Origin of the sequence: Streptomyces canus (genome assembly GCF_001514145.1) — a bacterium.
Classification (GTDB): Bacteria; Actinomycetota; Actinomycetes; order Streptomycetales; family Streptomycetaceae; genus Streptomyces; species Streptomyces canus.
The window spans coordinates 138,754-160,049 of sequence record NZ_KQ948676.1; the positions used below are offsets into that span (position 1 = coordinate 138,754).

The 21,296-nt window shown below is 67.3% G+C and carries 16 protein-coding genes and 4 pseudogenes; 11 read left to right on the forward strand and 9 right to left on the reverse strand.

Going from position 1 to position 21,296, the window contains the following annotated elements; all coding sequences use genetic code 11:
* The first annotated feature begins 366 nt into the window (after nucleotides 1-366).
* The 3 genes from AQJ46_RS43885 to AQJ46_RS43895 all read left to right on the forward strand — a co-directional run bounded on the left by AQJ46_RS43885 (nucleotide 367) and on the right by AQJ46_RS43895 (nucleotide 4,654).
* Nucleotides 367-1,797, forward strand: a complete 1,431-nt coding sequence (locus AQJ46_RS43885; protein WP_404828526.1) for a family 43 glycosylhydrolase — start codon at nucleotides 367-369, stop codon at nucleotides 1,795-1,797.
* A gap of 34 nt (nucleotides 1,798-1,831) precedes the next feature.
* Nucleotides 1,832-3,283 carry a family 43 glycosylhydrolase gene (locus AQJ46_RS43890; RefSeq protein ID WP_079072709.1) on the forward strand — a complete coding sequence of 484 codons (1,452 nt, stop codon included), beginning with the start codon at nucleotides 1,832-1,834 and terminating at the stop codon, nucleotides 3,281-3,283.
* 885 nt (nucleotides 3,284-4,168) lie between these two features.
* Nucleotides 4,169-4,654, forward strand: a complete 486-nt coding sequence (locus tag AQJ46_RS43895) for a GNAT family N-acetyltransferase (protein ID WP_059210944.1) — start codon at nucleotides 4,169-4,171, stop codon at nucleotides 4,652-4,654.
* 545 nt (nucleotides 4,655-5,199) lie between these two features.
* On the opposite strand, the gene AQJ46_RS59190 is transcribed toward AQJ46_RS43895, so the two are convergent.
* Entirely contained in the window at nucleotides 5,200-5,412 is a 213-nt protein-coding gene (locus AQJ46_RS59190; RefSeq protein WP_159064167.1) for a sigma factor-like helix-turn-helix DNA-binding protein, read from the reverse strand.
* A gap of 722 nt (nucleotides 5,413-6,134) precedes the next feature.
* Nucleotides 6,135-6,590 carry a YybH family protein gene (locus AQJ46_RS43905; RefSeq protein WP_063803926.1) on the reverse strand — a complete coding sequence of 152 codons (456 nt, stop codon included), beginning with the start codon at nucleotides 6,588-6,590 and terminating at the stop codon, nucleotides 6,135-6,137.
* Nucleotides 6,591-6,703: 113 nt separating this feature from the next.
* Here AQJ46_RS43905 and AQJ46_RS43910 point away from each other — a divergent pair, with 113 nt between their 5' ends.
* Complete coding sequence (locus tag AQJ46_RS43910) at nucleotides 6,704-7,357, forward strand: TetR/AcrR family transcriptional regulator (protein WP_059210947.1); 654 nt, start codon at nucleotides 6,704-6,706, stop codon at nucleotides 7,355-7,357.
* A 144-nt stretch (nucleotides 7,358-7,501) separates the two neighbouring features.
* A pseudogene (locus tag AQJ46_RS43915) lies at nucleotides 7,502-8,337 on the forward strand (IS701 family transposase); the annotation flags it as partial.
* 372 nt (nucleotides 8,338-8,709) lie between these two features.
* Here AQJ46_RS43915 and AQJ46_RS43920 read toward each other — a convergent pair.
* Complete coding sequence (locus tag AQJ46_RS43920) at nucleotides 8,710-9,489, reverse strand: DUF3050 domain-containing protein (RefSeq protein WP_059210948.1); 780 nt, start codon at nucleotides 9,487-9,489, stop codon at nucleotides 8,710-8,712.
* Between the two features lie 809 nt (nucleotides 9,490-10,298).
* Between AQJ46_RS43920 and AQJ46_RS43925 the strand changes: the two genes are divergently transcribed.
* The 3 genes from AQJ46_RS43925 to AQJ46_RS43935 are packed head-to-tail and all read left to right on the forward strand — an operon-like array spanning nucleotide 10,299 to nucleotide 11,956.
* The gene (locus AQJ46_RS43925) at nucleotides 10,299-10,484 is read left to right on the forward strand and encodes a hypothetical protein (protein ID WP_059210949.1); all 186 of its coding nucleotides are present in this window, start codon (nucleotides 10,299-10,301) and stop codon (nucleotides 10,482-10,484) included.
* Between the two features lie 10 nt (nucleotides 10,485-10,494).
* Nucleotides 10,495-11,160 carry a M20/M25/M40 family metallo-hydrolase gene (locus AQJ46_RS43930; protein WP_059210950.1) on the forward strand — a complete coding sequence of 222 codons (666 nt, stop codon included), beginning with the start codon at nucleotides 10,495-10,497 and terminating at the stop codon, nucleotides 11,158-11,160.
* Between the two features lie 58 nt (nucleotides 11,161-11,218).
* Nucleotides 11,219-11,956 (forward strand): dienelactone hydrolase family protein, encoded by a 738-nt coding sequence (locus tag AQJ46_RS43935; protein ID WP_059210951.1) that lies wholly within the window; start codon nucleotides 11,219-11,221, stop codon nucleotides 11,954-11,956.
* Nucleotides 11,957-12,033: 77 nt separating this feature from the next.
* Here the strand turns inward: AQJ46_RS43935 and AQJ46_RS53245 are convergent.
* Nucleotides 12,034-12,336 (reverse strand): annotated as a pseudogene (locus AQJ46_RS53245) (ArsR/SmtB family transcription factor); the annotation flags it as partial.
* Between AQJ46_RS53245 and AQJ46_RS43940 the strand changes: the two are divergent.
* A pseudogene (locus AQJ46_RS43940) lies at nucleotides 12,333-12,722 on the forward strand (oxidoreductase); the annotation flags it as partial. The pseudogenes AQJ46_RS53245 and AQJ46_RS43940 sit on opposite strands and share 4 nt — an antisense overlap.
* Nucleotides 12,723-13,493: 771 nt before the next feature.
* Here the strand turns inward: AQJ46_RS43940 and AQJ46_RS43950 are convergent.
* Nucleotides 13,494-14,660: an NAD(P)/FAD-dependent oxidoreductase gene (locus AQJ46_RS43950; protein ID WP_059210953.1), complete on the reverse strand. Its 1,167-nt coding sequence runs from the start codon at nucleotides 14,658-14,660 to the stop codon at nucleotides 13,494-13,496.
* Nucleotides 14,661-14,694: 34 nt separating this feature from the next.
* Nucleotides 14,695-15,408, reverse strand: coding sequence for a GntR family transcriptional regulator (locus AQJ46_RS43955; protein WP_059210954.1), 714 nt, complete (start codon nucleotides 15,406-15,408; stop codon nucleotides 14,695-14,697).
* A 693-nt stretch (nucleotides 15,409-16,101) separates the two neighbouring features.
* Here AQJ46_RS43955 and AQJ46_RS59195 point away from each other — a divergent pair.
* Nucleotides 16,102-16,481 (forward strand): annotated as a pseudogene (locus AQJ46_RS59195) (IS5/IS1182 family transposase); the annotation flags it as partial.
* Between the two features lie 145 nt (nucleotides 16,482-16,626).
* Here the strand turns inward: AQJ46_RS59195 and AQJ46_RS43970 are convergent.
* The 3 genes from AQJ46_RS43970 to AQJ46_RS43980 all read right to left on the reverse strand — a co-directional run bounded on the left by AQJ46_RS43970 (nucleotide 16,627) and on the right by AQJ46_RS43980 (nucleotide 20,172).
* The gene (locus AQJ46_RS43970; protein WP_057614887.1) at nucleotides 16,627-17,613 is read right to left on the reverse strand and encodes a cellulase family glycosylhydrolase; all 987 of its coding nucleotides are present in this window, start codon (nucleotides 17,611-17,613) and stop codon (nucleotides 16,627-16,629) included.
* Nucleotides 17,614-18,340: 727 nt separating this feature from the next.
* The gene (locus tag AQJ46_RS43975; RefSeq protein WP_059210957.1) at nucleotides 18,341-19,009 is read right to left on the reverse strand and encodes a response regulator; all 669 of its coding nucleotides are present in this window, start codon (nucleotides 19,007-19,009) and stop codon (nucleotides 18,341-18,343) included.
* Entirely contained in the window at nucleotides 19,006-20,172 is a 1,167-nt protein-coding gene (locus AQJ46_RS43980) for a sensor histidine kinase (protein WP_404828523.1), read from the reverse strand. The genes AQJ46_RS43975 and AQJ46_RS43980 overlap by 4 nt, the downstream gene beginning before the upstream one ends.
* Nucleotides 20,173-20,442: 270 nt before the next feature.
* Here AQJ46_RS43980 and AQJ46_RS43985 point away from each other — a divergent pair, with 270 nt between their 5' ends.
* Complete coding sequence (locus AQJ46_RS43985) at nucleotides 20,443-20,850, forward strand: hypothetical protein (protein WP_059210958.1); 408 nt, start codon at nucleotides 20,443-20,445, stop codon at nucleotides 20,848-20,850.
* Nucleotides 20,851-21,296: the final 446 nt, after the last annotated feature.

Here is a 21,296-nt window from a genome sequence, read left to right on the forward strand (position 1 = left end):
CCGTTGGCGTCACTGGACCCATGGGCGGCGGCCCCGTCGGACCCGGCGGCGCCGTCGGTCTCCGCGGGAAACTGCGCCGTGGCGGGCGCAGCGCCGTTCAGTTCGGTCTGCCACCTGTCGAACGTCGCGGCTTCCTCCTCGGAGCGCTGATGGGCCGGTCCAGTTCACGGGATGAAGTCACGCAGGTGAAGTGCATGTGACGAAGCCGTTGACGGAATCATTGCCCCTGCTTATCTTCTGATCGAATCTGCGAACAAGGTTCGAAATTACGGACAGGGACGGTCCCGCATGCCTAAGATGTCAGAGCAGCTCCCCTCCAGGCGCCACAGATCCCTGATCCTCTGCGTGCTCGCCGTACTGATCGCCATGGTGTCGGCGACGACCCCGGCCACCGCCGCCGAGGGCCGCCCGTACACCAACCCGGTCAAGTCGGCCAAGGGGGCCGACCCCTGGCTCGAGTACTACAACGGCAACTACTACCTGGTCACCACGTCCTTCACCGGTGTGCTGACCATGCGGAAGTCACCGACCCTGGCCGGACTCTCCACCGCCGCCAGCGTCCAGGTCTGGAGTGACACCACCCCCACCCGCAACACCAACATCTGGGCGCCCGAGCTGCACTTCCTCGACGGCCACTGGTACCTGTACTACTCCGCCGGGCAGAGCGGTGTCGCCTGTTGCGACTCCCAGCGCACCCACGTCCTGGAGAGCGCGGGCACCGACCCGATGGGCCCGTACACCTACAAGAACCAGCTCAGCGGCTCCAACCTGACCCCCGGCGGCTGGCTCATCGACGCCACCGTCCTCGAGAACAACAACAACCTGTACCTGATCGGCAGCGGCTTCATCAACGGCAGCAAGCAGAGCCTGGTCATCGCGCCGATGAGCAACCCGTACACGCTGGCCAGCAGCACCTTCACCATCATCTCCAGCCCCACCGCGAGCTGGGAGACATCGGGCGGCGCGGTCAACGAGGGACCCGAGCCGCTCTACCACGACGGCCGCACCTTCCTCACCTTCTCCGCCAGCCACTGCCAGACCGCGGACTACAAGCTGGGCCAGCTGGAGCTCACCGGCACCGACCCGCTCAGCCCCGCCTCCTGGTCGAAGAAGTCCACGCCGGTCTTCCAGCGCAATGACGCGGCGGGTGTCTACGGCCCCGGCCACAACGGCTTCTTCACCTCGCCGGACGGCACCGAGAACTGGATCGTCTACCACGCCAACGACTCCGCGAACGGCGGCTGCGGCAACGGCCGTACGACGCGGGCGCAGAAGTTCACCTGGAACGCGGACGGCACGCCGAACTTCGGCACCCCGGTCGCGCTCGGCACCACGCTGCCCGGCCCCTCGGGCGAGACGGCGACGACCCCGACCGCGTACACCCTGGTGAACCGCAACAGCGGCAAGTGCCTGGACGTCGAGGGCGGCAACGCCACGGACGGCACCAACATCTTCCAGTGGAGCTGCACCGGCGGAGCCAACCAGAAGTGGCGCGTCGAGGACCTCGGCAACGACACCAGCCGGCTGGTCAATGTCGCCACCGGCAAGGTCATGGACACCGCGAGCTGCGCGACGGCCGACGGCACGGACATCGCCCAGTGGTCCTGGCTGAACAACAACTGCCAGAAGTTCCGACTGGTCTACACGGCCACCGGCGACTACGTGCGGATCGTGAACGAGAACAGCGGCAAGGTCGCCGACGTCGCGAACTGCGGCACCACGAACGGGACCGACGTACGGCTGTGGACCTGGCTGAACAACAACTGCCAGCAGTGGCGCCTCGTCCCCACGACCTGACCTCCCTCCGCACCCCGTGATCTGGAGAAACTCCTTGAGACGCAACGCCGTACGGCTGCTCACGGCCGTCCTCTTCGCCCTGGTGGGCTGTCTCGCCGGGCCCGGCACCGCCGCCCACGCGGCCGGGCCCGACTCGCCCGCCGTGACCTACACCAACCCGATCGCCGAGAAGCGCGCCGACCCGCACATCTTCAAGCACACCGACGGCTACTACTACTTCACCGCGACCGTCCCCGAGTACGACCGCATCGTGCTGCGCCGCGCCACCACCATCCAGGGCCTGTCGACGGCCCCCGAGACCACGATCTGGACCAAGCACGCCAGCGGCGTGATGGGCAACCACATCTGGGCGCCGGAGATCCACTACATCGACGGCAAGTGGTACGTGTACTTCGCCGCCGGTTCCACCAGTGACCAGTGGGCGATCCGCATGTACGTCCTGGAGGGCACCGGAGCCAACCCGCTCACCGCGGCCTGGGCCGAGAAGGGCCAGATCAAGACGACGTGGGAGAGCTTCTCCCTCGACGCCACCACCTTCGCCGTGGGCGGCGTCCGCTACCTCGCCTGGGCCCAGCGCAACCCGGCCGAGAACAACAACACCAGCCTGTTCATCGCGAAGCTGGCCAACCCCTGGACGATCACCGGCACTCCGGCGGAGATCTCCCAGCCGACCCTGTCCTGGGAGACGATCGGCTACAAAGTCAACGAGGGCCCCGCGGTGATCCAGCACGGTGGCAAGGTCTTCATGACCTACTCGGCCAGCGCGACCGACGCCAACTACTGCCTCGGCATGCTGACCGCCTCCGCGACGGCCGACCTGACCAGCCCGGCGTCCTGGACCAAGGGCTCCCAGCCGGTGCTCAGGACGAGCGAGGCGACCTCGCAGTACGGACCGGGCCACAACTCCTTCACCGTCTCCGAGGACGGCAAGTCCGACATCCTCGTCTACCACGACCGCAACTACAAGGACATCACCGGAGACCCGCTGAACGACCCCAACCGCCGCACCCGCGTGCAGAAGGTGTCCTGGAAGGCCGACGGCACCCCCGACTTCGGCATCCCGGTCGCCGACGGAGTCACCCCGCTGCGCTTCTCGTCGTACAACTTCGCGGACCGCTTCATCCGCCACTTCGACTACCGCGGCCGCATCGACGCCAACGTCAGCCCGCTGGCGGACTCGCAGTTCCGCGTGGTCACGGGCCTGACCGGCAGCGGCACCGTGTCGCTCGAGTCGGCCAACTTCCCCGGCTACTACCTACGGAGCAACGCGAGTTTCGAGGTCCGGCTGGAGAAGAACGACAGCACGGCGCAGTTCGCGTCCGACGCCACCTTCTCCAAGCGGGCGGGTCTGTCCGACTCCGCCGGCGTCTCCTACGAGTCCTACGGCTCACCAGGCCGCTACGTCCGCCACTTCAACTACCTGCTGTACGTGCAGACGCCGAGCACGGCCACGGACCGGGCGGACGCCACGTTCTACGCCCAGTAACACCTGCGGACGGCCCTCGCCGGGACCGCGGACCGGTGCCGACGGCAGCCTCCATGGGGCAGCGGCGCAGCGGCGCCAAGACGGCGTTGTCCTCGTGGATGCCGGTCATCTGCGTACGCAACTGCGTACGCGAAACCCCACCCTTCTGCATCTACGGGTGCGTTAGGGTGGGGTCGCAGGCTTAGTTGCAGGCTTTGTTTTCAATCGGGTCTGTGCCTAGAAAACGGGGCCCCCGCCGCAGCAACGGCAGAGGCCCCGCATATTCAGACGCCGTTCCCAGCTCAGTGAGAATGAGCTGGGGGCGGCGTCAGTTGTAAGGCCAGGCCCATGTGTGAACCATCTGCCCGACCCAGAACGCAGTGGCCGACACCGGCGCCATCCAGAGTCGGACGCGTCTGCGCATCTTCTTCCAGTTCACCGGCCTTGGCCGTGCGTGCTTCCCCATTGAATTCCCCTCGGGACGGTGGGACCGACACCTGTTGTCGGACCCCCGGCCGGGCAGCCCGCCAGTGCGGTCCCCTCCGAAGGTTCTTCTCTTGGAAGCAGGACCAACTTACATGGCGTCAGTGACTCTCATGGGCCGTTTGGGAACGCTGGGTTGGGACTGCGATCAGCACAGCGTTACCCGGCCGGGCGGCCGGTTCCGTGCTGTCTTCCCGGCTGAACACTGGAGATTTTCCAGAAACCACTCATGTGACCACATTCAGGGAAACCGGGCGGCCGGGCGGCCGGATAGCGCATCGCGACCGTCAACTTTCTGAGTGTGGCGCACCTCACTGGAGGATCCGCACTGGGGACACAACGGCGGCGGCGAGCCGATCGCGTGGGTGGGCAGCGCTCCCAATGACTGGTGAGTGCACCCGGCTGTGTTGAGATACTCAGCGCATGGCGCTTATCCGCAGGATGTCCGGGGCCGACCGCTCGATGACCGCGGACCTTCTGGCATCGGAGGGCCTTGGGCCCGATGGCGACTTCTTCAGCGCCGATGGAATAGACGTCCTCGTGGCCCACAACAACGGTCGGATCATGGGAGTGGTGGAGTACGACCTTACCTGCGACTTCGGGCGGGAACAGGGACGGGCCGGTCATCTCGGAGAGCAGGCGTGGATCTACAGCGTCATGGTTGCTGCCTCTGAGCGGCGCGGCGGTCTCGGACGGGCGTTGCCGACCGAAGTTGCCCAGCGGGCTCAGGAAGCCGGCCGCACGTTCCTCGCTCTGGCTCCTCAGGACGGCACCGATGTGCTCGGCCGACGTGCGTTTTTCCAAGCGTGCGGATTGACGCTGATCGAACCCGAGACGCCAGGAGCGGCCTGGGTATGCCCAATTACCGACGTCATGCGCCGGAACATCCCAGAAGCCCGGCCCCGCTGAGGGCCTACAGGGCTGGCGCACACAGGACTTACAGCGGCTAACAGAAGGGGCGCTGGGGCCTGCGCTTACAGGTATCCCGGATCGCCGTCGGCGTTGGACCCTGTCAGGGAGCGCTCCAGCAGCTCAGAAACTGCCTTAGGTCATCGGCCACCTTGTCGAGCTCCGGTTCGTCCAGCGACGCCGTCCGCGTCCGGCAAACGGCCCCATCGGGCCCCGCGACATAGATCAGGCCCGCCGCCGATCGAGCCGATGGCCAGGCCAGGTGGCTGCGACGTCGTTCAGCGGCCCAGGCATGTTGACTTCGAGCGGCCCCAGTTGGTGAAGGTTGTGTAGCTTCCCGACGTCCTGAAGTGGCCCCGGGAATTGGCTTGCGCTGGGACCACCCGCGGCGCGGTCAGCTCCGTGTGGTTGAGAACGGCATGGCGTCGGCCCATTCGGGCCAGCACGTGGGGGGGCGCCCAGGCTGGAGGCCCGCAGGAGTGCGTCGAAGTCGTCGGTCGGCATGGAGTCCGCGGGCTGGACCTCCGTGTCGTACCTCCGAGCGGTCATCGCGTTTCTCCCTTCCGCTGGATGGGCTGTGCAGAGGTCTTCGTCAGCCGGATACGGATCCGGCTGGTCCTACGTTCCAAGGTTTTCTCGGTGAGTCCTACGCGTTGTGCCGCCTCGCGTTGGGTGTATCCCATCGCGCGCAAGCACAGTGCCTCGCGGACCTGTGGATCGTGGATCTGCTCCAGCAGCCGCAGGCATTCGTCGTGCACAGCCGCAGCGTTGACGGGGTCCGTGCCGGGCTGGACGGGGATCTGCGTCAGGGCGTCTCCCGGGCGTTACGTCCTGGTGCCCGATGCAGTTCGGTATACCGCAGGACACGGTCGTCATACCAGCGATTGCAGACCGGGCGGAACGAGCGCAGTGTGGCACCGACGAAGTAGGTGGTCAGGGAGGCGCCGTCGCCCGGGCTCCATCTGCCGCGGACCAGGCCGTACTCGGTGAACAATGCGCTGCCGTCGATCACAGCGCCGGTGGCGATCTCGCGCCGGTCTCCGCTGTCCAGTCGGTAGCGCGGCGATAGTGCGGGATGGGACGGCCGGCCTGAGCGTAGCGGTCGAAGATACTCTCGGAGACATTCCCGGGACTCATCCATTTCCGAGCGTGAACTGGACCGGCTGGAGCAGCAGTCGCGGTAGCACCACTTGTAGGCGCAGCACCGCACTCTCGTCAGCGCGTCGGCGCGTTGTCCCCACCGGATGTGCCGCCGCCTGGCGGCGGGGCCGCCATGGCCTACGGCGGCGCACGGCACCGTTGACGATCATGATGGTGTGGCGGGACCAATCGGCGTGACAGGACTTGCACACGGCCTTGATCCAGCCGTGCGGGGTGTCATCGCGTCGTCGGCGGCGTCCTGTTACCCCGCAGAACTCGCAGACGGTTTTCCCCAGGGGAGGTATGACGGGCGGGTGGTTCGGACCGTCGGGGAGCCCTGTCAGCCTCGCTCCCACAGCGGCAACCGGAACATGGCGTAGGTGAACTTGCCGCTGATACGCCCTGCGGTGTCGAAGTGGAACACGTCCACACCGTGCCATTGCATGCGGCCGCCGTAGCGCGCACGAGCGAACAGGCGCAGCGGCAACGGGACATGCTGGCCGGACTCTCCGCTCATGTCGAGCCGGCAGGCCCAGCGGATCGTGGCGCGCCGGTTCGGCTCGTCGATGATCTTGTCGTACACGGCGAAGTGCATGGCGCCGTAGCGCCCGGCGAAGTGCGGCTCGAATTCTTTGCGGATCGCCGCGATGCCACGTCGCTCCGGAAGGTGGCCGGGCAGGTACACGGCGTCGTCGGCGAAGAAGGACATGACCTTGTCAAGATCGGGGCTCGGCTCGTTGAAGGCGGCAACGAAGTCGTCAATGGTCTGACTGAGGTTGGTCGAGGTGACGGAGATGGTCTTTCACTCCCGGAGCGCGATGGGGTTGTCGGATGCCGGGACATTAACAGAACACTCGTCCCTTAACAAGAGATGGGTGTTCTGTTAGATCTGGACTAGGATGAACGGTCATGTCAGCGCCATTCCAGCGGGCTCGACGCCCTGATCAGAAGGACCAGCGCCGTGAGGCCATCCTCACCGCCGCTCGGGAGCTCGCCGAGCGTTCCGGCGTGGCCAGGGTCAGCCTGCAGGACATCGCCACCGCGGTCGGACTCGCCAAGTCCAACGTGTTGCGCTACTTCGGCACGCGTGAGGAGATCTACCTGCATCTGCTGATGAGCGCGGGTTCTGAGTGGGCGAGCGTGGTCAGTGCCCGGTTGCAAGAAGTGAGTGGGACCGAGGCAACAGCCGGCGTTCTCGCGGATGCCTTCGTGGACCGTCCGTTCTACTGTGATTTGACCACGCACGCGGAGACGATGCTCGAGCACAATGTGTCCGTGGAGGTGCTAAAGGTCTTCAAGAGGTGGGCCATCGACACCTACTGGGCGATCGGCCGGCACATCTCCGCCGCCTGCCCGGAACTGACCCCCGCCGATGGCGCCGCACTCGTGATGACAGCCAGCGCTTTCGTCGCGAAGCTGTTTCCCATCACCCGTCCGCCTGAGGCGCTGCGTGAACTGTACGCGCGCGAGCCGGAGATCGCGCGGGCGTTCCCGCCGTTCCGCCCCACGCTGAAACGCATGGTGGCGGCCACTGCAGCCGGCCTGCCTCTGGTGCGACAGTAGACGACTGAAAGGGTGTCAACAGGCGGGGGATGAGATCCGGTTGCGGCTGCGAGGTCCGCGAGCCGGGACCGGGCCGACCGCGACGGCAGCTGGCTGCGCAAGAGGATCCTGCCCCTACGTCGAACAGGCCCGGCACACCAACCTGATGCACGGGCGAAGAGCGACTGCTATCTGCGGGGACTGATGGTGGATGGGTGGCGCAAGTCCATCCAGGCCATGGCGGAGCGGCTGGCGGACGGCAACGAGCAGAAAACCTGCAGCAGTTCGTGAACCAGTCGACGTGGGATCCGGTGCCGGTGCGGCGGCGGATCGCGGAGCGGATGGTGCCGCGAATCGGCCCGGATGCCTGGGCCATCGACTACATGTCGTTCCCCAAGGACGGGAAGATATCGGTGGCGGTCGCGCCCCAGTACTGCGGAGCCTTGGGCAAGCAGGCCAATTGCCAGGTCGCGGTGAGCGTGCACGCGGTCTCCGACACCGCGTCCTGTCCGCTGCAGTGGCGCCTGTTCGTGCCCCAGGAGTGGGCGGACGACCCGGCCCGCCGACGCGAGACGGGGGTCCCTGAGGAGTTCGGGCACCGGGAGAAGTGGCGCCTGGCCTTGGATGTCCTGGACGAGCCGGCCAGTTGGGGTCTGGTGCCGCCGGTGGTGGTGGCCGACGCCGGCTACGGGCAGAACGCCGACTTCCGCGACGGGCTGGAACGTCGGAGCATCGGCTACGTGATGGCGATCCGCTCGGATGTGACCGTCCACCCGCACGATGCCGTGCCCACTGCCCCGCCCTGGTCCGGCAACGGCCGCAAGCCCCGGCCCCGCTACCGCGACAAGCCGTCCCCGGTGGCCGCGCTCGGGGCGGACCAGGGGCGGCAGGCCTTCACTGAGGTGACCTGGCGGGAAGGCTCCCGCGGGCCGATGCGTTCGCATTTGTTGTCCCTGCGGGTGCGACCGGCCGGGGTCAGCCCAAACCCAAGAGCCAACGCAACCTAACGGAGGCCTATGAGTTGGAGGCTTCTATGTCACCACTCATCACGATACCGTCCGTAACGCACATCATGCGCACGCGCGGAACCGCGGGTCAGGGGCTTTTCGGAGCCGGTTCAGGGATCCCAACACCCTCCGCATGATGCGGAGTTCACGCGGCCGCCCGGAGGGTGTCGCGCCAGACTGGGGCAGGCGTGATCGGGCGCCGGCAATCAGCCTCGGCGAGCACGGCGGCCAGCCCTCGGCTTGGCTGCGGAACGTTTCTGGTAGCGGCCTCACCAGAGTTGGGTGAGACGCTCCCGAGCGATGGACCTCCCACCTTGGAGCCCGGCAACTCCCGGCCTGGACCGGCTCCGACTTCCGACCTCCCCCTCACTCCATAGCCCCCAGAATGCCGTCCCACAGACGTGACCGTGCCTCCAGCGCCTGCGTCGCCGTCTCTACTGCCTCCTCCCAGCGCTTGTCGTCCGTGCCGCAGAGGTCGGCGACCATCTGCATGGCCATGGGGGTGTGTTCCTCGCCGTCGACCTCGATGTGTCGGGCGAGGTAGTCGCAGAAGAGCGGGAAGCGTTCCGTGCCCTCCTTCTTGATCACCTGGTCGAACATGTCCGGGATCAGGTCCTCGCGGGAGAAGGCGAAGGCGGCGGCGCGGCAGTGCAGCGGACGTTTCTCGATGATGCCGAAGGTGGTGCGGACGAACTCGGCGGCGGGGTCCGGGACTTGGGCCCCGCGCAGCGCCGCCTGCACACCGTGTCCCTCGGCCAGCAGGGCGAGGAATGCGTCGATCCGGGTGATGTCGGCGCCGGCCTCGGTCATGCCGGCACGGTACAGCTCGAAGTGACTCGTGAAACCACCGTTCAGTTCGTCGCTCTCCTCGACCAGCACGATGTCGTTGATGAGCCGCCGGCTGACCTCCGAGCCGCGCGGCACCCAGGGGACGTCGACACAGGTCAGTTCGCGTTGCAGGGACTTCAGCAAGGACATGAAGTCCCATACCGCGAAGACATGGTGAGTCATGAACGTCGCCATGTTCTCGCGGCTGTCGATGCGCTGGTAAATCGGGTGCGCGGTCACTTCTTTCCGCGCGGATTCGATCACCGAACGAGCCCTGTCGATTCCCTCGTGCCGCATATCCCAGTCGTACCTGGACATGATTCTCCTTCTGTCGGGAGAACGATCCTGCAGCCCTTGAAGACCACCCTGCAAGCACTTTCCGGAATTCGGGAAGTGCTACCTCGAGTACGGCTCAACAGACTGCACCAAGGCAACCAAAAATAGATAAAAGCCACGATACGGACAATCGAAAAACTTCGTTGAAGATTTGAACGTGCCGTGAAGACTTTGCGTACCTGTCCGTGTGACCAGTAATCACGTCACCGTCACCGTGGCCTTTCAAGTGGCGCCGGGCCGCGGGCCCGACTTCCCACCGTGGGCGTGGGGGATGTCGAACGCGAGTGCCCAGCAACGAGGTTTTCCGGGAGGCGGCGTACTTGTCGACGGAGAGGCGGAGTGGCATGTCGTCCATCGCTTCGCCAGTGAGGGAACCGTCCGGTCCTGGGAGGACTCCACCGCGCGGGCCCAGTGGGACGTACAGGCCGCGGACTTCGCCCGGCAGACCGGGCACAGGAGCATGCGGGGTTCCAAGGTGTGGTTCGACTCGCAGACCGCCACACCGAAGACACTCCGCCGGCTAAGTGGCAACTGTGGTTTGTGAACACGAGCGCGGTGTTTCCGCCGGTTCTCCTGTTCCATCTGATCATTCTTCCTTATCTGGGCGGTCTCAATCCGCTCGTCCGCACGTTTCTGTTGTGCCTGTGTGTGACGGCTCTCGTCACCTGGATTCTCATGCCGCGGCTCCAGCGTTTCCTCAAGAAATGGCTGTACCCGCCGCTTCAGGCATTCCGTGGACGATATGAAAGAGGGACCGCATAGGTTCGGTGCGAGCCAAGGGAGGTGGGCGGGTGAAGACCCTGCTCATCAACAATTACGACTCGTACACATACAACCTGTTTCAGCTGATCGCCGAGGCCAACGGCGAGGAACCGGTGGTGATCCGCAATGACGCCACGGGCGGGATTCCGGATCTCGCGGAATTCGACAATGAGCCTTACCAACTTCAAGGCCGGGTTGGAGATCGGCTCGTGTAGCCTCCGGCGCATGTCTTCCGCGCTGGACCGCGCGATGATCGACAAGATTGCGGCCGAGATCGACGATGAGCTGATCGGGATGCGCCGCGACATCCACCGGCCGCCCGATCTTGCCGGTGAGGAGCGGCGCGCGTGGGCGGCCATGGTGTGGTGGGTGCTCGACGGTGCAGGTGAGGGCCCGACCGTCGCCTACCGGGCCGACATGGACGCGGTCGACGACGAACTGTTCGACTTTGCCTTCGCCTCGCAGGTCCCGGGGGCAGCCCACCTGTGCGGCCACGACCTGCACACGGCGATCGGGGTGGGTATCGCCTTGGTCCTCGCACGGCTGCGGAAGCAGCTGAACGGCCGGGTCGTCTTCGCCTTCCAGCCGGCCGAGGAGACGGGCGAGGGCGCCCGGGCGATGATCGAGGACGGGGTCCTGGAGCGGACCGCGCCGCGGGAGATCTACGCGCTGCACTGCGGCTCCAATCCAGTCGGCACGTTCGCGGTCGGGCCGGGTCAGCCGGGGCAAGACCGCTTCCGGATCGAGCTGGCGGGGTCAGGCGCCGCCGACAACGACGCCAAGCGGCTCGTCGCCATGATCGACGGATTGTCGACTGTCGGGCGCCCGCAGACGCCCGGACAGCTCCAGCAAGGGCTCGGCCCCCGCATTTCGGAGGGACACGCGCGCTGATCTGCCAGCGGCAGAACAGCGGCCTGGCCGGGCTCGACGATCACTACAGTCCAGTCTCATGACGGCGATTACGACGCGTACGGTCGAGTACCCGGCGGACGGTTTGACGATGATCGGGCACCTCGCGCTCCCGGCCGGTGTCGACCGCCGGCCCGCGGTGCTGCTCGGACCAGAGGGCATGGGGCTTAGCGACGTCGAGCGCCGCCGGGCCGATGCTCTCGCCGAGCTGGGATACGTAGCGCTGGCCTTCGACCTTCACGGCGGGCGCTATGTGGGCGACCCCGAAGAGATGCTGGCCCGTTGCCTGCCGCTGCTCGCTGATCCCGACCGGATGCGCGGCATCGGTCATGCGGCGCTCGAGGTGTTGCGCGCCGAATCGCGGGCCGACCCCGACCGGATCGCCGCCGTCGGCTACGGCACCGGGGGCGCCATCGGGCTGGAACTCGGGCGCGGCGGCGTCAACCTGCGCGCGATCGGAACTGTCAACGCACTGACCACGGGTCGACCGGGCGAGGCAGCGCGCATTCGCTGCCCGGTGTGGGCCGGGGTCGGGTCGGAAGACCCGATCATGTCGCCCGCGCAACGGAACGCGTTCACCGCCGAGATGCAGGCCGCGGGCGTCGACTGGCGCCTCGCTGTCTACGGCGGCGCCTTGCACGCCTTTCATCACCCGCCGGTCGACCACCCCGTGGTCCCCGGCGTCGGCTACCACCCACAGCACGCGCAGCGAGCCTGGCGCGACGTCGTCGACCTGCTCGCCGAGTGCCTGCCCGTGACGGAGGATCTGGGGGCATGACCCAGGCAAACAGCCTGGCGCCAGGCCTGGTCCGCGTCGTGCACTGACAGTCCCCTCCCCTCAAGTCCGCACAGCCCTCAGCCCGAACCAGCGACCAGTGCCTCGCCGAGCGGGGTGCGGCGGTAGAGCACGGACCGTCCGGACCGGGCGCGGACGAGCAGTCCCGCGCCTCGCAGGATGGCGAGGTGGTCTCCTACCGCGCCGGGTGCCATGGCGAGGCTTCGGGCGAGGTGGCTGGTACTGGCCGGGGCGTCCAACGCCAACAGCAGCCGGGCTCGGGCCCGGCCGACGAGAGCGGTCAGGGCATCCGGTCTGGGGACGCTCTCCTGTTCGCCCCATAGGGCGGCGGTGCCGCGGGCATGATAGATCAAGGTTCTGGGCCGTGCACCTCGACGCCCTCGGGAAAGACGACGGCGTCCGGGCACTCGCCCTCCATCCCGGCAAAATCATCACTGGGCTCCAGCGGGAGATGCCCTTCCAGGAGCAGATCGACCGCGGCTGGGTGGACGAGCACGGCAACGTCATCGGCGATGGTTTCAAGACCGCCTCCCAGGGAGCCGCCACCGGCCTGTGGGCCGCCACGTCCCCGCTCCTCGCCGGCTGCGGCGGCCTCTATCTGGAGGACTGCGACGTTGCGCATGTCTCCGCACCCGGCACCCCCATGGATGACGGGGGCGTCCGCGCATACGCCATCGACCCCGACGAGGCGGCCCGGCCCTGGGCCCTGTCTCTCGCCGTGACCGGCGCCACGCCGATCACCCGATGAACCCACGCTCTGCATATACCGTGCTGCCCGCCGCTGTGGCGGGCAGCATGGTGCGGACCGTCCTCGGGCCGATCACGGCTACATCGGTCAGACATGTCCGGTGTTCCGCCACCAGAGCATGTGCCTCCAAGTGGGTCATCACGCAAGCCGCCCCTCACTCCGCCGTCACACCGAAGCGACACAAGCGGGCAACCCCGATCGACGTGGCCACCCCAACCACGCCCTTGCGCTGTTCTCCGCCGAGGCGGCCACGCCTGTCTCCGTCCGTCATCGCGGCGTCCCATCGCCCTGCAGGGCACACCGCTGAAGGGTCATGGTTCCGAAGCCCCGTCAGCTCGGAGCGTGCCCTTTGTTGAGTGCGTCGGCCGTGCGGTCGCCGAGCTGGGGGGTGCGAAGGGTGGCCCGCGTGTTCCCACGTTGTAACGCGTGGGCGATGGCGCGCGCTTCGATGCCCGCCTGGCGAAGGACGCCCGTGAGGGGATTGGTGTATCCGGCGAAGTGAAGGCGCGGGGCTGCGGGATGGTGCTGTGCCCCTACGGCGAGGGGGTGCCCGGCCTCGTCGAGTACGCCCAGGGGCTGTCCCACCACCGGTGTGCGCAAGGGTGGTGAGGTCGGTGTCGTGCTGCGCCAAGTCGACATCGGCGGTGACGCCGATGAGAGGTCCGACTACCGCCCCGCCGAGCGCAAAGCCCGGCCGCACACGGGTGGCGGGTCTGCATCATGTGAATGCGTGCACGACGCCAACGTCCGGGCCAGCACACATCGGGTCGGCTACTGCTCGCCCAGACTGGTGGCGTGTTGATCCACCTCGATGTCCGAGCGCTGTACGCCGGTGAATCGTGTGGGCCGGAAGGCCCCGAGGAGGTCCTGCTCCTGATCGGTTGTGATCTCGGCCGCGACCAGGCGTCCCAGAATCGGCGCCAGGGTGACCCCGCTGTGCGAGACGAGGCAGTAGACGCGGGACTGCGCGGAGGCATAGCCGGCGACGGTGTGGCCGTCCGCGGGCAGTGACCGCAGGCCGATGCGCAGGTCGATCTCCGGTGCCCGGCCCGGGTCGGGCAGCAGTGTGGAGAACCGTCGGGCGAGGGTGCTTGCGATGTCCCCGTCCGCGGACGGGGGGTCTGCCGGATCGACGTGGGCGTTCAGATCGAGAGCCTGCAGGACGGTATGCCCGCCGGCCTCGGGGCGGAGGTTGAGGCCGGGACTGTGGATCACGCAGCGCAGGTCGAGTTGTGGTGACCTGGCGTACCCGAGCAGGCCGACGGTCTGCGCTCCGCGACCGGCATCCGTGACCATGGGAACGTCGATCCCGGCCCGTGCGGCGAGACGTTCTGTCCAACGGCCTGCCGCCAGGACGACTCGATCGCCTGTGCGGACCTCGCCCCCGGCCAGGGTGACGGATACTCGGTCAGGCCCGTCGTTGATGGCTACGACCTCGCCGATCGCGAACGTGGCTCCGTGCTGCTCGGCGTCCGCCAGCAGGCTGTTCACCAAACGGTCCGGGAGAACGTATCCCTCGCTGGGGAAGTGTGCGATGGACGTGATGGTCGCCGGGATGCGGAGGCCGCCTGCGGTACGCGCCGCTTCGTCGGGGGTGACCCAGTGTGCGGGGTAGCCGAGTGCCTGCAGTCGTTCCACGTTGTCGGCGAGCCGCTGCTCGTTTGCGGCGTCCGCCCACTGCAGCGCTCCGCTGGGGAAGTACGACGGCGCGCCGCGCAGTTGCCCGGCGAGCCTCGCGTGCTCCTCCATCCCCGCGAGGTTCAGCCGGTGGTAGTCCGGGTCGGGCTTCCGGCTGGAGTTGGTCCAGGCGAAGGTGGTCGCGGTCGTGCCGGTGCCGGCTCCCCGCTGATCGAGCAGGAGAACGTCCTCGCCGGCGACGGCAACCTGCCTCGCGACGCTCACGCCCAGCACGCCGGCACCGACGATGATGACCTTCATGGTGTGCGCTTCCTTTCTGGCAGCGGCATGCTGCTCACATGGCGGGGACCGGCAACTCCAGGAAGAACTCGGCGGTTCCCGGACGGACGAGGGTCGTCACCACCTCCACGGTGCTGCCGTCATCGGCACGCAACTCCCTGCGCCTCATCAGCGCGGGCGTTCCGGTCTCGCTGTGCAGCCATGCGGCGTCGTGCTCGTCGAGGGCGACCGGGTCGAGGAAGAGCCGGATCGAGTCGATCGGTACTCCCCTGCGCTGCAGATACGGGAGGGTGACGAGGTCTTCGAGGTTCTCGTTCAGCAGGTCGGGGGCGGCCGCGAAGAGGACGACGTGCCGCTCGACCGACTGCGGCTCCTCGCGTACGTTCAGTTTGCGGCGGACCAGTTCCACTACGGCTGTGTCGGCGGAGGCGCCAGGGAGGGTCAGGATGGCGTCGGCGGCCCTGACGATCCGCGCGGAAACCACTTCGTGTCTGCCCGGCGCACCCTTTGCGGCTGCCGCAGGAGTGACGAAGTTAAGCAGATTGATCTGCCGCGTCACGTCCGCCACGAACGATCCGTGGCGCCGCCGGCGGATTGCCAGCCCCGCCTCGGCCAGGTCGTTGAGGACCCGTTGGGCGGTGGCACGACTGACGCCGTACTCGGCGGAGATGTCCATCTCGCTTGGCAGACGCGAGCCAGGCGGGAGGGCCCCGGACAGGATCTTCGCTTCGAACTCTCGCCTGATCTGTACATAGAGTGGCACGGTCATGGCTAGACCGTACATTCACTCGATTGACTGGTAAGAGTGAGCTGACCAGCCCAGCCTTCAGCGTCCGAGCCTCATGGGCGGGGTGCTGTTCCCGATCTGCCCCGCAGAGGTGCCGGGCGGGTTCGACGGTGACCACGGAGCCGAGCCGACGACGGTGCCGGCGCGGCTGCGCCTGGAGCCTGCCGGACCGCCAATGACGGGCGATCGGCCCCGCCTTCACCGATTCGCTGAAGATACGCCGGGCGCCGTCACGGCCGGCGCCGTTCCCACGGTGGAGATCCTTTTCAGCCGGTAATCGAGCCCCGGAGGGCTGGACCCTTGCCTGATTCGTCATGTCGGTCTCCCGCCCGATCTACACGCGACCAGCAACCTTCTCTAGACCGTACAATCAGATAATTGACCGGTCAATACGAGCAAGAAGATCTACTCAGCAACCATCTTTCTCAGCCGGCGCAGACCGCGATCGGTGAAGACGCTGCTCCGCGAGGCCAGGGAGAGGAAGGCCAGTGCCACCTGCCTGGTGGCCAACTCGTACGAGGCTGGGAACCATTGAATTCTTCCCGGCAACGTGACGGTTGCGATGCGTGCGGTCGATGCGCTCCGAGCCGGGTGACCTGGCGTCAGATAGGGGTGAAGCCCCAGTAGGAACAGGTCTGCGAAGATCAAGTTCCGTACAGCCAGCGGCTTCACGCGTTGACCAGCATCACCTACACCGCCGTGCTCGATGTCGGCAGGGAGACCGCCGAGGCTCTGACCCGGCTCGTGCGCGAGCACCACGACCGGCTCGGCACCCGCAAGAACACCGGGCCTTGGGCGTCTTCAAGCAGGGCATCCTCGTCCTGCGGTGGTTCGTCGACGGGACCCGCTTGGCCCAACTCGCCCGGGCCAACCAGATCTCGGTGGCCACCGCCTACCGCTATCTGCACGAGGGACTGACCGTGCTCGCCGACCATGCCCCGGACCTGTCCACGGCGCTGGAGCGGGCAGCCGCCGCCCTCCCCCGGCGCTGTCTGGACGACGGTTCGCTGCGCGAGCGGGACGACGCGGCGGCGATGCGGGTCGCCGAGCCGGGGCGGGAGACGCCCGCCGTGCCGCGCCGGTGGCACCAGGAGGAAGTCACGGCCCCGACGGCTGCCGAGTGCAGGCATCCGTCGGGGCGCACGGTCGTGACGAAGAACGTCAAGGTGGAGCCGAAAGCCCCCTCGGCCGTCTGTCCGGTTACAGGCCCCAGCCCCAACGCAGTTGTGCCACGCCCGAGGAGTTGTTCACCGCCAGTCCGCTGCCGCTCTGCCGGGTGATCGAATAGCTGTCGCCCGAGCGCAGGCCGGGCCAGTAGACGACGCCCATCTGACGGGACCTCGTCAGGTCCGTGGTGGCGGCGAAGTACGCGGTGAAGGTGTTGCCGTCCTGGTTCCCGCCGTAGTAGTTCAGCCCGGTCGTCATCGGGGCACCGGCCTCGTCGATGATGGTGCGGGACGAGTACGAGCCGAGCCGGTTGCTCAGGTTGGTGGTCCACGCCGAGCGGGTCGTGTCCGAGGCCCAGTATCCGTAGAAGTGCAGCGACAGCAGCGTGCCGTTCAGGGCGCTGGCCGCTCCGACGCCCGTGACGTTGTCGTTGTAACCGGTGCCGCTGATGAGGACCCGCCCGCGGGGGGTGCTCGAATGCCGGGACAGCCACGACGAGCAGAGCGACACCCAGTCGTTCAGGCTGTAACCGAACGGCTCGTTCATCGGTTCGAAGTAAACGTTGCCGTTGCTGCCGTAGTCGCTGATGACCTTGTCCCACATGGTGTTCCACGCGTTCATGTCATCGACTTTGCCGTCCTTGTTCGCTTCCCAGTAGCCGAAGATGACCTTCATGCCGTGGGACAGGGCCGAGTCGGCGGCGCCCTTGTACCGCCCCCACCAGTCCGAGTTGACGCTCTGCGGGTTGATCGGCAGCCGCACGGTGTTCGCGCCGAGCTGCTGCTGGAAGCCGCTGATGATGCCGTCGGCCTTGGAGCGGACGCTGTCGTAGCTGTCGCCGGCCGTGAGGCCGGTCGGGATCACCCAGCCGTCCACGTAATTGTCGCGGCTGTCCGCCCAGTTGACTCCGCGGAAGGAGTTGGTGGCGGCGGATGCGCCATGGGAAACCGTCAGCAGTGGCGCGAGGAGTGCTGCGATCAGGAAGGCCCGCAGACGGGCGCGAGAGCGGAGGCGATTCACACGAACTCCATTGTTCGATTGCTCGATGTTTACGTAAACATCCGTCCTGACGTGGGGCTACCGAGTCGAAGACGGGGAGGTTTCTGCATGCTGATCCTCCATCGATTCAGTGTCAAGAGCCTGTCAGGAGCCGTATCCCGCGTGACAGCGGCGGGTTGAGGCGGGCGACGAATGGGTGCTCACCAGCGGATGGCGTCTGAGCTCAGCTGACTGGAATGGGGACGTCCCTGGTACGACGGCCTCACACAGTTCTTCGAGGCTGCTGCCAGGGCGGACGCCGCGATGCTCGTCTGGTTGGACTGACGGGCCCGGTCAGCTGTCAGACCTCAGCTTGGGGAGCTGATCGGGCCCTCCACGACTGCCGCCCTGCCTCCCGGGCCACCGCCGTTCGGCGGGTGCGGTCGGGCAGGCGATCGCCGGGACAGCCGGCCATGGAGCGCGCCCGCAGCGGTCGACATCGACCAGCTCCAACGGCGGATCGCCCGCCGTGAACAGGACCTCGCTGAGAAGCGGGGCGAGCTCGAAGAGCGGACGGAGAAAGTTGATGCAGCACGGGCAGCGAACCGGGAGTTGACCCGCGCGTTGAACCAGGGATCATGACGTCTTTGCTCTTCTTTGCCTGCAGGAGCATCTGTTCCCGCATCTGCGGTCGGTGACGACAGAAAGATCTCGGCCAACCCTCTTTCCCGAGTACATCGTTGGCACCTCGAAACGTCGGTTGGAGCACCTACCGTCCCGGTGTCACGAGCCCTGTCTCGTAAGCCACCACCACGGCCTGGGCCCGGCTGTTCAGGTCCAGCTTGGCCATGGTGCGGTTGAGGTGGGTCTTGACCGTCGCCTCGCTGATGCAGAGCCGGTCGGCGATCTCCGGGTTGGACAGGCCGCGTGCGATGAGTTCGAGGACCTCGACCTCCCGGGTGGTCAATGCGCCCAGGTCCGGCGGAGGTTGGGCGCGCGGCTCGGAGGAGGCCCGGTAGGCGAAGGCTTCGACCAGTCGCCGGGTCACGGTGGGCGCGAACAGGGCGTCGCCGGCGGCAACCGCGGCCACCGCGGCCAGCAGCCGCTCGGGACCTGAGTCCTTGATCAGAAACCCCGACGCTCCGGCCCGCAACGCCCCGTACACATACTCGTCGAGGTCGAAGGTGGTCAGGACCAGCACCCGGGGTACGGGGGCGGCCAACTCGGCGAGGATGCGCCGAGTGGCCTCGATGCCGTTCATGCCGGGCATGCGGATGTCCATCAGGATCACGTCGGGCCGCGTCTTGGCGGCCAGTCGCACCGCTTCCTGGCCGTCTCCCGCCTCGCCGACGGCCTCGAAACCGGGCGCGGCATCGAGCAGGCCGACGAGCCCGGCGCGGATGAGGAACTGATCGTCGACGACTAGGACTCTGGTCATCCCTTGAGTTCGCCCCTCCACCGTGCGGCAGTCGCCGACGTCGGCAGGGTCAGGCGGACCGCGAAACCCCCCTCGGCGCGTGGGCCGACGCGGATCGTCCCGCCGTAGAGCTTGGCTCGCTCCCGCATGCCGATCAAGCCCTGGCCGCCACCCTCCGACACTCTGGCCGGAATGACCCCCTCTCCGTCGTTGGTGACGCTGACGGTCAGTCCGTGCTGGGTGTAGCGGAGTTGCACCTGCGCGCCGGCATGGCGGGTGTGTTTGAGGACGTTGGTCAGGGCCTCCTGGACGACGCGGTAGGCGCACAACTCGACGCCGGGCGGCAGCGGACGCACAATGCCCTCGACGCTCAGCTCGACGGGGACACCGCCGGCCCGGACGCGCTGCACGAGATCGTCGAGCCGGGCGAGGGTGGGCATGGGCGCGGCCGACTCGGCGCCGCCCAGGTCGTCTTCCCGCAGGACCTTCAGCATGCGCCGCAACTCCTCGAGCGCCTCCGTGCTGGTGTCCTCGATGGTGCCCAGCGCGCCCCGGGCCGTTGCGGCATCGGAGTCGAGGACGAACCGGGCCAGGCCCGCCTGCACGGAGATCACCGACATGTGGTGAGCGACAATGTCGTGCAGTTCCCGCGCTATGCGCCCGCGTTCGGCGGCGACCTCCTGGCGGGCCCGCTCAGCCTGCTCGGCCCGCAACTGCTCGGCCAGTTCTTGGGAGCGGCGGGCAAGCGTGCCGGACCACACCAGCACCGAGCAGTACAGCAGTGCCTGACCCACGACCACCCCCAAGGACAGCTGGTCACTGACCACACCGGCGTACACCCACTTGGCGGTCATCCCCGCCGCGCAGCCGACGGCGATCCGCACCGAGTACACCGACGCCACCGTGTACAGGGCGAGCAGCGAGCCGAACGCGGACGCCACCGGCCAGTACCCCAGGCCGATATAGACGACGCCGACCATCTGTACGGCCACGAAGACCACCAGCGGTGCCCTGCGCCGCAGGGCGACGGGCAACTGCGCCAGGATGAGCAGCGCATAAGCGGTCGTGTCGGGTTCCGGCCAGCCCTGCGTCACCGACCCCTGTCCCAGCCGGACGGCCGCCGCAGCCATGGCGAGCGCGATCAGTGAGTCGACGACCACCGGCCGGGGCGTACGCATGCGCATCACCGCAGCGTAACGCCGGTACTCACCCCGCGGCGTCAACCCTCCGCAGTACCACGAAAGTTGAAGGAACGGCTACCGCGGAAGTTGCAGGCACTACGCGGCTACCGCGCACGGTGGAGCGGGAGTTCCACCTGGCGTGCGACGCGACAGCTGCGCCGCCGCCTCTACCGTCATGGCATACCGGCACCGCCCGACCAGCGGAGCCACACGGTCCGCGGGCTGTTCGGGGGGCCCAACGGGGAACCCGGCCCGCGGCCGGAAGGAGCCAGCATGACGATACGGAAGATCGTGTCCGGATGGTCGGCGTTCGCAGCGATAGGCATCGTCGTGGCCAGTGCCCCATCTGCGGCTGCCGAGCCGGCTGTGCACGGGTGTGCCTATCCGCGGGTGTGCTTCTACCTGACGGAAGCCCAATGGAACGCCAACAGCCCGACGGCCGCCTACCAGGATGCGGATTACAACCAGACGCTCGGCTCCAACAGCAAAGGGGCGGACGTTGTCTACAACTCGCGCAACGACGACACGGTCCTTCTCCGGGTCGGCAGCACAAACAACGCCATCTGCCTCAACCCGAACGGCGCCGTGGACAACGACGCATCTGTCACGGTAACGGCGATCCGAATCCGGTCCACGCCGGCTAAGTGCAGCGGCATCTTCGAGACCTGGCCGTCGAGCTGATCGCACCAAGGCCCGGCCCCGATGTGGCCCGGGGCTAACCACCGGCCCTCGCCTGGACAGGCGAGGGAGTGTTCAACGCAACGGGGAGGGATTTTGAAGATCAAAACTCGGGCCTCAAGGCCGAAGAGGCTGGCAGTACTCGCCGTATCGAGCGCCGCTGCCCTCATTGGCCTCACGGCCGCTCCGGCCGAGGCTCATACCTACAACCTGAGCACAACCGGCGCGGCGGGTGCAGTTGACTACTCTGCCAACGGTACGTGGGACATCTACGCCCGCGACACTCTCACCGACGGCCACTGTGCTCGCTTTCAGGTGAAAGACTGGGACGACACCAGTTGGCGCTGGTACGACGACATGGTCTGCACGTCCACGGAACAGTGGGTAAGTATCGTGCAATCGGGCTGGTCCGTCCGCATATGCCGGACCGGAATCGGAAACTGCTCTGC